This window comes from Pigmentiphaga aceris (assembly GCF_008119665.1).
Classification (GTDB): domain Bacteria; phylum Pseudomonadota; class Gammaproteobacteria; order Burkholderiales; family Burkholderiaceae_B; genus Pigmentiphaga; species Pigmentiphaga aceris.
Window position 1 is genome coordinate 5,814,481 of the sequence record NZ_CP043046.1, and the last position, 13,401, is coordinate 5,827,881.

10 protein-coding genes are annotated in these 13,401 nt (G+C 62.9%); 3 read left to right on the forward strand and 7 right to left on the reverse strand.

What is annotated here, in order from left to right:
- Positions 1-250 precede the first annotated feature (250 nt).
- The 7 genes from dsbD to FXN63_RS25040 form a co-directional block, all read right to left on the reverse strand.
- Positions 251-2,278: a protein-disulfide reductase DsbD gene (gene dsbD / locus FXN63_RS25010; RefSeq protein WP_148818213.1), complete on the reverse strand. Its 2,028-nt coding sequence runs from the start codon at positions 2,276-2,278 to the stop codon at positions 251-253.
- A gap of 324 nt (positions 2,279-2,602) precedes the next feature.
- On the reverse strand, positions 2,603-2,977 hold the full coding sequence (gene cutA, locus FXN63_RS25015; RefSeq protein WP_148818214.1) for a divalent-cation tolerance protein CutA: 375 nt from the start codon (positions 2,975-2,977) through the stop codon (positions 2,603-2,605).
- A 362-nt stretch (positions 2,978-3,339) separates the two neighbouring features.
- A complete protein-coding gene (locus tag FXN63_RS25020; protein WP_148818215.1) occupies positions 3,340-4,215 on the reverse strand; it encodes a VOC family protein in 876 nt (291 codons plus the stop codon).
- A 229-nt stretch (positions 4,216-4,444) separates the two neighbouring features.
- Entirely contained in the window at positions 4,445-6,109 is a 1,665-nt protein-coding gene (locus tag FXN63_RS25025) for an ABC transporter ATP-binding protein (protein WP_148818216.1), read from the reverse strand.
- On the reverse strand, positions 6,106-6,939 hold the full coding sequence (locus FXN63_RS25030; RefSeq protein WP_148818217.1) for an ABC transporter permease: 834 nt from the start codon (positions 6,937-6,939) through the stop codon (positions 6,106-6,108). Before FXN63_RS25030 ends, FXN63_RS25025 begins: the two co-directional genes overlap by 4 nt.
- An 82-nt stretch (positions 6,940-7,021) precedes the next feature.
- The gene (locus tag FXN63_RS25035; protein ID WP_148818218.1) at positions 7,022-7,999 is read right to left on the reverse strand and encodes an ABC transporter permease; all 978 of its coding nucleotides are present in this window, start codon (positions 7,997-7,999) and stop codon (positions 7,022-7,024) included.
- 17 nt (positions 8,000-8,016) lie between these two features.
- Positions 8,017-9,627 (reverse strand): ABC transporter substrate-binding protein, encoded by a 1,611-nt coding sequence (locus FXN63_RS25040; protein ID WP_148818219.1) that lies wholly within the window; start codon positions 9,625-9,627, stop codon positions 8,017-8,019.
- A 354-nt stretch (positions 9,628-9,981) separates the two neighbouring features.
- Between FXN63_RS25040 and FXN63_RS25045 the strand changes: the two genes are divergently transcribed.
- From FXN63_RS25045 to FXN63_RS25055, 3 genes are all read left to right on the forward strand, one after another.
- On the forward strand, positions 9,982-10,881 hold the full coding sequence (locus FXN63_RS25045) for a DeoR/GlpR family DNA-binding transcription regulator (RefSeq protein ID WP_148818220.1): 900 nt from the start codon (positions 9,982-9,984) through the stop codon (positions 10,879-10,881).
- Positions 10,878-11,933: an ABC transporter ATP-binding protein gene (locus FXN63_RS25050; RefSeq protein ID WP_148818221.1), complete on the forward strand. Its 1,056-nt coding sequence runs from the start codon at positions 10,878-10,880 to the stop codon at positions 11,931-11,933. The genes FXN63_RS25045 and FXN63_RS25050 overlap by 4 nt, the downstream gene beginning before the upstream one ends.
- 117 nt (positions 11,934-12,050) lie before the next feature.
- Positions 12,051-13,325: an ABC transporter substrate-binding protein gene (locus FXN63_RS25055; RefSeq protein ID WP_425468752.1), complete on the forward strand. Its 1,275-nt coding sequence runs from the start codon at positions 12,051-12,053 to the stop codon at positions 13,323-13,325.
- Positions 13,326-13,401 lie beyond the last annotated feature (76 nt).

Consider the following 13,401-nt stretch of genomic DNA (forward strand, 5'->3'; position numbering starts at 1 on the left):
GTGATTACGCGTGCATTAGCTTCGCGTACTGACTGCACGGTCACCCATGTTTTCGTCTTAGATGTAGGCATCGCTTTTCCTCAGCCTGTAGCCGCAGCTTTCGGGAATCTGCTACCCAAGCAGCACTCATGCGCGGAGCGGTCAATTGAAATGATCCACTTGAGTGTCGACGCTCATTGATAACGTTCGTAACAGAAAGTGTTAAACGAGTATATCAACCACAGCAGTGATGGCTTAGGACAAAAACCACTCAACTTCCCCGCAAGACACCCGTCAGCACGTCGCCGAACCGGCGCGCATTCTGGAAACCGATCACCCGGGATTCGTGCAGTTCTCGGCCATTGGCATCGAAGAAGATGATGCCGGGGGGGCCGAACAGGCGGAAACGCTTCAGCAGCTCGCGGTCTTGCGCGTCGTTGGCGGTCACGTCGGCCTGGACCACCCGCATCTGCGCCATCTGCGCGGCGACATTGGGATCGGGGAAGGTGAAGGCTTCCATTTCCTTGCAGGACACGCACCAGTCGGCGTAGAAATCCAGCATTACAGGGCGGTCGGATGCCGCCACGATGGCATCCAGATCGGCTACGGATTTGATGCGGGTGAAGACGGCATGCTGACCGCTGGCGGGCTGCTGACCAGTTGCGGGCTGTGTGGGTGTGCCTTTCAGCAACTGGTCCAGGGTAGGCGCTGCACCTGGGGCGGCACTGGAGGCAGCGCTGTCAGCCGAGGCTGATCCACCCGCCAAGGCTGACGCAAAGGGGCTTGCTTTGGCGCTACCTGCCGCAACGGGCGGCAACGCGGCGACCCGCTCAACCCGCGTCAGATGCACCAGCGGCTGCCACGGATCGCGGCCGCCGCTTGCCAGTCCGACGGCTTGCAACACGCCAAGCAGTGCGAACAGAATGCCCAGGGCCTTGCCCACGCGACGACCAAAACCGGCCTCTGCCGGCAGGCTGTCAAACGCGCGCAGCAAGGTGGCGGACAGAATTGCCAGTGCAGCCCAGCCGCCCATCGCCAGCCATGCGGGCAGTACGGGGGCCAGCATCCACCAGGCTACGGCCAGCAGCAACACGCCGAAGAATCGCTTCACGCCGTCCATCCACGCGCCTGCGCGCGGCAGCAAGGCACCGGCCGATGCACCTGCTACCAGCAGCGGCACACCCATGCCCCAGGCCAACGCAAACAAAGCCGCGCCGCCCAACACCACGTCGCGGGTCTGCGAGATGTACAGCAATGCACCGGCCAAGGGTGCAGCGACGCAGGGGCCTACGATCAAGGCAGATATCGCCCCCATCGCGAACGCGCCGGTGGCGCGTCCACCCGGAATGGCAGACGCCCGTGCCGACAAGGCGGTCTGCCACGATGCGGGCACCTGCAAGGTGAAGACATCGAACATGGCCAGCGCCAACACCACCAGCAACGCGGCAAAGATGCCCAGCACCCAGGGCGTCTGCAGGGCAGCCGCCAAGCCTTCTCCGCTCAAGCCGGCGGCCACGCCGGCAAGCGTGTAGACCAGCGACATGCCCAGCACGTACAGCGCGGCCAAGCCCAGGCCACGCAGACGCGGCCGGCTGCTTTTCACCCGGTCACCCACCAGAATGGCCGACAGGATAGGCATCATCGGCAGCACGCAGGGCGTCAGCGCCAGCAACACGCCGAGCACGAAGAACACCAGGATGGTTTGCGCCGCGCCCTGGCGCGACAAGGCGTCAGACAGGCTGATGTCGTTGGCCCCCAGCAAGCTGCCGAAGGTCGACCACACAGAGCGACCATCGTCCACCTTGCCACCGGCCACCGGCACGCGATAGTCCTGCGGCTGATAGCACAGGCCGGCATCGGCACAGCCTTGACCACGCACCAGCAGCGTGAAGGGCATGGCCGACATATTGACCGGCACCATGATCGTGATGGTGTCGCGCAAGGTCTCGACGTCTTTCTGGAAAGTCTCGTCAAACTTGATCTTGCCGGCAGGAATGCGCGCCGGGCCGGTCATCGCCGCAGCGGGTTCTGTACTGAACGCGAACTGTTCGCGGTACATGTAATACCCGGGCGCGATCTTGAACTGCACTTCGATGTCGCCGCTGGCACCCAATTGGGCCGAGAAACGGAAGGCCTCTTCGGGCGGCAGGAAGTCTTCGGCGCGGGCCAACGATGCGGTCATTACCCCGACCACCAGACACAGCAGCATCAGCGCCGCAGACAGCCGCGCGGCAAGTTGCTGGAACGGTGCCCGCAAAGGGCTGGGGGATGGCAGAAGTATGTCGGGCACTGTCGTCATGCGGCGATATCAAAGTCCGCAAGGCGCACGGACATGAGGTGAGCAGGAAGGTTGACCGGCGATGTCACGGCAACCCACGCCAGCACGCCGGGGACGGTAAAGGTCTGAACGGCGAGAGTCTGAACGGCAAAGGTCCGACCGGCGCGGCGCGAAGAAGTTCGTGGCCGATGATACGCGGAAAGGCCGAGGCGGCTGCCAAATCACGCGCGATGTGCGTGGATGCGCACGTCTGTACGCCGGTCTGCGCGCACTTCCTCGCGCTTATCCCCACGCAGAACTGCGCGTACAAGCTTGCGCACAAGTTCACGCACACGCAGCTACGTTTTACGCGCCTTCGTCCAGCGGCGGCTGGCTCAATTCGTGGCGCACCCAGTCCAGGTACGCAGGCAAACCGTCGGTCACCGGGACCACAATAATCTCGGGTACTTCGTAGGGGTGGAGTTCTTTCAGGCGCTGCATCAGCGCGTCCTTGCGCGCCACGGTGGACTTGATCCACATGGGCACTTCCTCACCGCCTTCGAGCTTGCCCTGCCACGCGTACATGGAGGTGACCGGCGCGCCAATGTTCACACAGGCGGCAAAACGCTCTTCGACCAGGTGATGTGCAATGCGCATGGCCACGAGTTTGTCGGGCGCGTTGCTGAGGACAAGAATAAGGTCGGCGGCGGACGGCGGAGCACTGGCAGGCGAACTGGACATTCGACAATCCCTGAAGCGGCGCGGCGGCAAGCCGCAAGCCCGCCATCTTAGCGCTGACGGATCGGGCGCTTAATGACGTGGCGCAAGCGTCGGCGTTGACACGCTTTCGACAGGCGCTTTGACCTGTATAACCAGCAAGTGTGGCCCCGCCGCCTTGTCGACTGATGTTGACCGTCGATACGGCTTGCCATCCGGGCCACTGATCCGGGCTGCGGTTGCGGCCGACACCGCTGACCACCACTACGGCATACCGGTGCCGCTGATCAGCACCAATGCTATTGCCGATGACCGATCAGGGATATCCGCCGCCCAGTGGGTAGCTCAGTGGACGGCCCAACAGGCGGCGGCTATCTCGGTCAGCGTCAAACGCCGGCTTCTTCCTGCTCGAAGGCCAATGCCACGCCGTAGGCCACACTGGCCGGCACGACCAGGCGTTCGCCGATCTGCTGCACGCCGGTGATGCCACCGTCCTGGAATGCACGCGCGGCATCGGCCAGCGAGCGGGTGCGGATCACCAGCGCCACCTTGCGATCCTTGCCGTTTTCGTCGACGACCACCGTGTCACCAAAGCGCGCCTGAACCGCTTCCGGCGTCAGGAAGTCGATTTCCGTCTCGGAAGCCGTCACGCGTTTGCCGCCTTCGATATCGCTGACCACCGCGTCACCGAAGCTGCGCGCCAGCAAGGCTACCGACTTGGCCGGGTCTTTGGCGGCGATCACGAATTGCGAAATACCGGTCGCGCCATTGGCATGGGTCTGCCACTCCGAGCGCCACACCAAGTCCGGGTCCAGATGCTGGCAGAAGAAGATGCGGCCGTTGTCGATGCCGGCCGGGTCGATCCGAACCGTGCGGAAACGCGCTTCACGTTCGCTGCCGTCGGGCAACTCCACCGGGCGGAAAAACGCCTTGGCTTCGTCGCCGTCCAGCTTTACGCCACGGGCAGCCAGGTCGCGGTACAGCGCGTCAGCGTTGTCGGTCTTGAAGGCCAGGCCGCTCAGGCCGATGGCGTTCAGCTCAGGGCCCCAGCGCTCGGCAGCGCGGTCGGCGTTCTTCGGTTCGTAGCCCAGCAGTTCCAGGTAATCGGTGCCGAAGATCGCCAGGTGATTGCTCGACCCCAGCGAGTGATGGCCGCGCGGCGTGAGCTGGAAACCCAGTTGCCGATAACGGGCCAGCGACTCGTCCAGTTGGTCGGCAACGCTGATCACGATGTGATCCAGGCGGGGGGAAGAAGTGCTCACGGAAACTCCCTGATGAATTTTTTGAAACCGCTGACAGTGAAACTGACGACGGTGCGATCCGCAACGGTGAATACCACGACGGGCAGTGGCCCTGACGCAGTGACCACCGTTGCTATCAGCACCGACAAAACTGCGAAATGATGCGACGGAGTGAAGCTACGAACTGAAGCTGAAAACCGCAGCGACAACGTGAAGCGACGAACTCAAACCATACCCCGTGGCTACCCGTTCAAGCAGCCGCCCGATCCACGGCCGGCGGTTGCCACCCGCGTCCCGGCACTGCCGCCAACAAGGCCTGCGTGTACGGATGACGCGGCGAGCCGAACACCTCGGCCACCGTGCCGGCCTCAACCACCTTGCCGTCTTTCATCACCGCAATGCGGTCGCATATCTGTGCGGCCACCCGCAAGTCATGCGTGATGAACAGCAGGGACAAGCCCAGTTGTACGCGCAGTCGCGCCAGCAGGTCCAGCACCTGGGCCTGCACGGACACATCCAATGCCGACACCGGTTCGTCGGCGACCAGAATCTTCGGTCCCAAAGCCAATGCACGCGCCAGGCCCACCCGCTGGCGTTGACCGCCTGAAAACTCGTGCGGATATCGGTGCAGTGACTGCGGGTCCAGGCCAACCAGTTCGAACAATTCACGCGCGCGGGCCAGCGCCTGTTCACGCGGCACTCCGTGCACGATGGGGCCTTGCGCCACCAGTTCGCCAACGCGCTTGCGCGGGTTCAAAGACCCATACGGGTCTTGAAACACCATCTGCACATCACGGGTGTGCGTACGCTGATCGCGCTTGCCCAGCTTGGCCAGATCGACGCCCTGAAAATCGATGCTGCCCAGGTCGGTCTTCAGCAGGCGCACGATACAGCGCGCCAGTGTCGACTTGCCCGAGCCGCTTTCACCCACGATGCCGAGCGTGCCGCCGACCGGCAGCGACAGGCTGACATCCGACACCGCGTGCGTCACGCGACGCCTGCGCCAGCCACCCGTGCGGTAGGTCTTCGACACATGCTTCAAGTCAAGAATGATGTCTTTGCTGATATCGCGCGCAGGCGGTGGCAGCAAGGGCGGCACGGCAGAAATCAGCGCGCGGGTATACGGGTGCACAGGGTGATTCAACACTGCATCCACGTCGCCCTGTTCCACCAGCACACCATGCTGCATGACCGCCACGCGATCGGCGATCTCGGCGACCACACCGAAGTCGTGCGTGATGAACAGCACCGCTGTGCCCTTGCGCTGTTGCAGGTCGCGGATCAGATGCAGAATCTGCGCCTGGGTGGTGACATCCAGCGCAGTGGTCGGCTCGTCGGCGATCAGCACGGCGGGTTCCAGCGCCAGGGCCATGGCAATCATCGCGCGCTGGCGTTGCCCACCGGACAGTTCGTGCGGATACGCGCGGATCGCCTGTTCCGGCGACGGAATATGCACGTCGGCCAACAAGGCCAGCACACGTTGTTCGATGTCTTTTTTGGACAGCGTGGTGTGCGTGGTGAACATCTCGCCGATCTGATCACCGATGGTGCGCAGCGGGTTCAGCGCGGTCATCGGTTCCTGGAAGATCATGCCGATGCCGGCACCGCGCACGCTGCGCAGCTCGTCGTTCGACAGCGCCAGCAGATTGCGCCCTTGGAAGATTACCTCGCCTGCCGTGGCGTTCACGTGTTCCGGCAGCAGGCCAAGAATGGCCCCGGCGGTCATGGATTTGCCGGACCCGCTTTCGCCCACCACGCACAGAATGCGGCCGGCTTCCAGGTCAAGCGATACGTCGTGCAGCGCATGGCGGCGGTCCGCGTCGGGCGGCAGTTCCACCGTCAAGCCACGCAGGCTGAGGATGCTGTTGCGCACAGTAGGAATCTTGGCATCCAGCACTTTCTGCGGCCCGCTCATCGGTGCCTCAATCGTGGATTGAGCGCGTCGTTCACGCCCTGACCAACCAGTGACACCCCCAGCACCGTGCACAGGATCGCTACGCCGGGAATGGCGCTGACATACCACTGCACGCGCAGCACACCACGCCCACCACCGATCAGGTTGCCCCACGACGGCACGTTGGGATCGGACAGATTCAAAAAGGCCAAGGCGCTTTCCAGCAGGATGGCCACCGACATGATGACGCTGGCATAGACGATCACCGGCGGCAGCGCGTTGGGCAGGATTTCCTGGAAGATCAGGCGAGCGTCGCGCAGGCCCAGCGTGCGGCCGGCTTCCACGAATTCGCGGTTGCGCAAGGACAGAAACTCGGCCCGAGTCAGCCGTGCTGCCGGTGGCCATGACACCACACCAATCGCCACGATCACCGTAGGCAACGTCGATCCGAACACCGCCACCAACACCAGCAGCAACAGGAAATTCGGCAGGATCTGGAAGGCTTCGGTGACTCGCATCAGCATGTCGTCCAGCCAGCCGCCGTAATAGCCGGACAAGGCCCCCACCACCACGCCGATGGCAATCGAGATCACCGTGGCAACCAGCCCGATCACCAGGGACACCCGTGCACCATGAAAGATCTGCGCCGCAATGTCGCGGCCGGTCTGGTCGGTGCCCAGCCACAGGTTGGGGTTGGTGAACGGCCACTGCAAAGGCCGTCCGGCAAGGCTCAGCGGATTGCGCGGGAAGAAGATGTCGGCGGTCAGCGCCAAGCCGATCACGCTCAGCAACAAGACCAATCCGACGACAGCCGCTGGATTGCGTCGATAACGTTTCAGGAAGTCGCGCATGTCAGTCCTGCTCGGCTGCCCGAAGGGAGCGCGTGCGCCTTTGAAAGGCAATGAACAACGTGAACGTGGCGCAGATGCATGCTCAGTGCCCCGCCGTGATGCGCGGGTCCAGCCGCGCGTACAGCATGTCCACGATGAAGTTGATGACGATCACCAGCAACGCAGACACGAACACCACGCCCAGCAAGGTATTCAGGTCGCGCTGTACCACCGATTCATAGGCGAGCCTGCCCAGACCCGGCAGCGCAAACACGCTTTCCACCACGACCGAGCCACCCAGCATGGTGCCGGCTTGCAGGCCGATCAGCGTGACCATCGGCAGCAAGGCGTTGCGCAAGATGTGACGGGTGACCACCTTCGTGTCACGCAGGCCCTTGGCGCGTGCGGTGCGGATGAAATCCAGGTTGGACACTTCCAGCATGGACGTGCGCATGATGCGCAGATAGATCGCCAGGAAGATCAGCGCCAGCGTCAGCGTGGGCAGAATCAGATGCCAGGCGATATCCAGCACCTGGGCAATGCCGGTCAGGCCTGCACCCACCGAGCCGTACCCACCCGCAGGCAACCAGCCCAGGTAGATGGCAAACACAAAGATCCCCATCAGGCCGAACCAGAACGATGGCGTGGCGTAGAACACCAGACCCAGGGTGGAGATCAGCGTGTCGGGCCAGCGATTCACGCGGCGTGCAGCAATCACGCCAAGCGCCATGCCCGCCGCAAATGCAATCGCCAATGACGACCCCATCAACAGCAGCGTGGCCGGCAAGCGTTCCAGAATGACGGCAGCTACCGGCTTGCCGTAGATCGCGGACTGGCCCAGGTCCAGATGCACCAGTCGCCACAGGTAATCGCCCAGCCGCACCGAGGTGGACTGGTCGAGCGCGTAGTGTTTGCGCAGCTGCTCGATCATGGTCGGGTCGCTGCCGCCCATCTGCGCCACCAGTGCATCGACGGTGTCGCCAGGAGCCAGTTGCAGCAACAGGAAAAGCCCTGCCAGGATGATGAACAGGGCGGGCAACGCGGCAGCGAGCCGCCGCGCAGCAAGAGAGAGAATGCGCATGAACTCGGTACTGCCCGTCAGGCACCCACCCAGGTGTCATGCCAGCTGCTGGACGGCCAGCGCGCGGTGTTGTGGGTGTTGTGCACCTTGCGATTCACCACGGAATAGAACTGGCGTTCGGTCACGAACAGAATCGGCAACTGGTCGTTCACTTCGCGCACGAATTCACCGTACAGCGCACGACGCTTGGCCGGATCGATTTCGCTTGCGGCATCGTCGATCAGCTTGTCGACCTTGTCGGATTGCCAGCCGTATTGGTTGGTCCACGGCGCACCTGCCGGGCTGCCCGAACGGAACCACACGGTGGTGGACACGGCAGGGTCGCCCCGGTACTGGTGCCAGCCGGTGGCGATGTCGAACTTGTGTTCCTTGTAGACCGCGCTGAGCGCACCGGCGATGTCGTAGTTGACGATCTCGACCTTGATGCCGACTTCGTCCAGCGATTGCTGAATGAAGGTAGCCAGCAGCGGCACGTCTTCACCATTCTGAATCGGCACCAGCGTCAGCGTGAAGCGCACGCCACCTGCGCCACGCTTGTAGCCGGCTTCGTCCAGCAGCGCTTCCGCACGCTTCTTGTCGAAGGGATACGCCACCTTGCTGCCATCGGGATAGAAAGCGGCAGACGTAGACGGAATCGGGCCGGTGGCGGGCTTGCCCTGGCCATACAGGAAGTTCTCGATGAAGAACGCGGTGTCCAGCGAATGCGCAATGGCGCGGCGCACGCGGATGTCGGCGATTTCCTTGCGACGGAAATTGAACTCCAGCGTGTTGTTGAACTGGTTGGCTTCCAGGCCCTTGCTGGTAACCAGGAAGTCCTTGTTCTTCGACAGGCGGTCCAGGTCGGACAAGGTCAGCTGCGAGTACGAGCTGAGTTGAACCTGTCCGGTTTCCAGGGCGGCAGTCGCTGCCGATTTGTCGGTGATGATGCGCCACACCACGCGGTCCAGATACGGCTGACCGGCACGCCAGTAATTCGGATTGCGCTCGGCAATGATGTGCTGGCCGCGCTGGTATTCCACGAACTTGTACGGGCCGGTGCCGATCGGTGCGGTGTTGGCCGGGTTCTCCAGCACATTGGTGCCTTCGTACACATGGCGCGGCACCACGTAACCCAGATCGACCAGCGCACGCAGCAGCAGATCAAGCGGAATCGGGCGCGAATACTTGAAGACGGCAGTCAGCGGATCGGGCGTGTCCACGGCAGTCAGGTTCAACTGCAACGCGGTGCCGAAGTTCAGATGCTTCTTCCACAATTCCAGCGCGTTGTATTGCACGTCGGCCGAGGTGAAAGGTTTGCCGTCATGCCACTTCACGCCTTCGCGCAGCTTGAAGGTCACCGTCTTGCCGTCGGGTGTGCTGCTCCAGGAGGTAGCCAGCTGCGGCACGATCTTGCCATCGGCATCCAGGTCGACCAGCGATTCGATCAGCTTGCTGGTGACGATGTAGACACCGGTGGACGCGCGCAGCGACGGGTTCAGGATGCGTTGCTCGGAACCCAGGTGGACGGTCAGCGTGCCGCCTTTGACCGGCGTGCCGGTGCTGGCTTGCGCGCGCAGCGCGGGCGGGAAGATCGACGCGACAGCAAGCGCGCCAGCAGACAACAACAGTTCACGACGAGTGACGTTCATGGATGGCTTCCGAGGGGTGTGCGGAGTGTCGGACAAGGACGCGTCAAACACGCAGGGGTGTGCGCGCTGAAACGGCGTCAGCAAAAACCCTTGCATGACAGGTCTCGCATTCTGCGGTGGACGCACGCGCGAACGAACAGCCGATTCCTTATATCCATATGCAGGAAAAAATCGACAGTGCGTGTTGAAACTCGCTTTTTGCACGTGAAGATTGGGCAGTCAGGTGGGGCAGTCAGTGCTTTCGGATACGCCAGCCATGTCTTCCATCCGTCATGTCGGACTGTCACGACCCGGTCAACTACGGCCCGTAGAGTTGCGTTCAAGTGAACCCACCCGTTTTCATTTGAACGTGACATGCCCGCTGCCCACTCTGCTGCCCCATCGCCCGACCAACAGCTGCTCGACCTGATTACCGCCAGTGGTTTTGTCGGCATCGAGGAGTTGGCACGCCGCTTTGAGGTCACCCCGCAGACCATTCGCCGTCGCGTGAATCACCTGTGCGAGCAGGGCTTGCTGCGTCGTGTGCATGGCGGTGTGTCGGTGCCGGCCTTGAACGCGAATGTGCCGTATACCCGCCGCCAGGTGCAGAACCTGGCGGCCAAGCAGCGCATCGCAGCGGCGGTGGCTGAACACATTCCCGATGGCTGTTCCGTGTCGATCGGCCTGGGCACCACGCCCGAGCAAGTGGCACTGGCGCTGCGTGCGCGTCGCGATCTGCGTGTGATCACCAACAACATCAATGTGGTGAACGCGCTGGCCGGACGCAGCGACATCGAGCTGACCATGGCAGGCGGTGCCTTGCGTACTCATGATCTGGACGTGATCGGCAGTGCCGCCGCGCGTTGCTTCAACGCCTTCCGTACCGACTACGCGATCTTCGGCGTGGGTGGCATCGATGAAGACGGCTCACTGCTGGACTTCGAGACCGGCGAGGTTGTCGCACGCCGGGCCATGGTCGACAACTGCCGCCAGGCGCTGCTGGTACTGGACACCAGCAAATTCGGTCGGCGCGCGATTGTGCGGGGCGGGCATGTTGGCGATGTAGGCCATGTGTTTGTCGACGCGAACCCGCCACCGGGATATGCGAGCCTTTTCGCCGGAGCAAAGCCGGTGCTGCATGTCGGGCCGATGCTTGCGGTGTGCAGCACAGAGGCCGGAGTGCAGGCAGGTGGTGCAGAGACAGAAAGTACACAGGCAGGTAGCGCACAGACCGGCGCTGCACGAATCATTGACACTCAGGAATCCACGTCATGAGCCAGATCGTGCTTGACCATGTCAGCAAGCGCTGGAGCGCGGCGGCCGGTGTCGATGACATCTGCCTGCAGGCGGAATCCGGCAGCTTCGTGGCCTTGCTGGGTCCGTCGGGCTGCGGCAAGTCCACCACCTTGCGCTTGATCGCCGGACTGGAACAGGTGGGCAGCGGCCAGATTTTGATCGGCAACAAAGACGTCACCCAGCTGGCTCCCGCGCGCCGTGGCATTGCGATGGTGTTCCAGAGCTATGCCTTGTTCCCCCACCTGACGGTGGCCGAGAACATTGTGTTCGGCCTGTCGGTTCGCGGCGTGCCCAAGGCGGAACGCAAGAAGCGCCTGCTTGATGCCGCCACGCTGCTGGGTTTAGAAACCTTGCTGGATCGCAAGCCTGCGCAGTTGTCCGGTGGCCAGCGTCAGCGTATTGCTCTGGGTCGCGCCATCGTGGCGCAGGCCGACGTGTGCCTGATGGATGAACCGCTGTCGAACCTGGACGCGCAACTGCGTCAACAGATGCGCAGCGAAATCCGCGCCTTGCAGCAGCGTTTGGGCATGACCATGGTCTACGTGACGCACGATCAGACCGAGGCCATGACCATGGCCGACAAGGTGGTGCTGATGCGCGGTGGCCGTATCGAGCAACAGGGCACGCCCGCCGAGCTGTATGAACGCCCGGCCACGCTGTTTGCCGCTGCCTTCATTGGCGCGCCCGCGATGAACCTGTTTGCCAGTGGCCAGGCCGGTGCACAGCAAGGCGTCACGCTGGGCGTGCGGCCTGAACATCTGCGGGTGGTCGCGCCTGGTACGGGGTTGTCGGCAGCAAGTTCGGCGGCAAGTTTGTCCGCAGGCTTGTCCGCACGCGTGGAAGCCGTCGAATACCTGGGTGCCGAGTCGATGCTGGTGTGTTCGCACAACGGCGCGCGCATAGTCGTGCGCCAGGCCGGGCGCACCACGGTATCAGCAGGCGACAACATTGGCCTTGCCTGGCAACCCGGCGACGAACACCGATTCGACAGCGCAGCCGGCCATCGCATCGATGTGCCATTGGCTGCCTGACAGCAGCAATCGCTGAGCGCATCGCTTACTTGCACCACCACGCCTTTGCAATTTCCCCGCCATCCCGGTATCCCCCACCCTGCAAGGAATACGTTGATGACTTCCTGGTTTACTCCCCTGCGCCGCTTCGCAGCCTGCCTGGGCGCCACCACCCTGCTGTCGGCCGCCCTGCCCGCCTCGGCCGTTGAACTGAGCTTCTATTACCCGGTCGCCGTCGGCGGCCCGGTGACCAAGACGCTGGACGACATGGCTGCCAGCTTCGAGAAAGAAAACCCCGGCATCACCATCAAGCCGGTGTACGCAGGCAGCTACCAGGACACCATCGCCAAGGTGCTGACCGCCGCCAAGGGTGGCGCTGCGCCCAACGTGGCCGTGCTGCTGTCGACCGACATGTTCACGCTGATCGACGAGAACGTGATCACACCGTTCGACAAGGTGGCAAATACGCCCGCCGACCAGGAATGGTTCAAGAGCTTCTACCCCGGTTTCATGGCCAACAGCCAGACCGGCGGCAAGACCTGGGGCATTCCGTTCCAGCGTTCCACCGTGGTGATGTACTGGAACAAGGACTTGTTCAAAGAGGCCGGTCTGGACCCCAACCGTGCCCCCAAGGACTGGAACGAGCTGGTCGAATTCGGCAAGAAGCTGACCAAGCGTGACGCCGCTGGCAACGTCACCACGTGGGGCGTGCAAGTGCCGTCTTCGGGCTTCCCGTACTGGCTGTTCCAGTGCTTCACGACCGAGAACGGCGTGGAACTGATGAACTCGGCAGGTACCGAAACGTATTTTGATAAGCCCGCTGTGGTCGAAGCGCTTCAGTACTGGGTTGACCTGTCGCGCAAGCACGCCATCCACCCGCCGGGCGTCGTGGAATGGGGCACCACGCCCAAGGACTTCTTCGAGCGCAAGGCCGCGATCATCTGGACCACCACCGGCAACCTCACCAACATCCGCGCCAATGCCAAGTTCGATTTCGGCGTGGCCATGCTGCCCGCCGGCAAGCAACCGGGTTCGCCCACCGGTGGCGGCAACTTCTATCTGTTCGACAAGAACACGCCGGAACAGAACGCCGCGGCCCTGAAGTTCGTGAAGTGGATGACAGAACCCAAGCGCGCCGCCGAATGGGCAATTGCCACGGGTTATGTCGCTGTGTCGCCGGCTGCCTGGGAAACGCCGGAAATGAAGAAGTACGTGGCCGACTTCCCGGCACCGATCGTCGCGCGTGATCAACTGAAGTACGCCGTGGCCGAGTTGTCTACGCACGAGAATCAGCGCGTCACCAAGGCCTTGAACGACGGCCTGCAAGCGGCGCTGACCGGAGCCAAGACGCCTGAAGCCGCGATGAAGGATTCGCAACGCGAAGCCGATCGCATTCTGCGCAGCTATCGCTGATTCTCAAGTGTTGGTCACCAAGCGCTGAGCACCTGGCAATACGCGCTTGGTGCCTGGCGCTGGTGCCCAACATTTG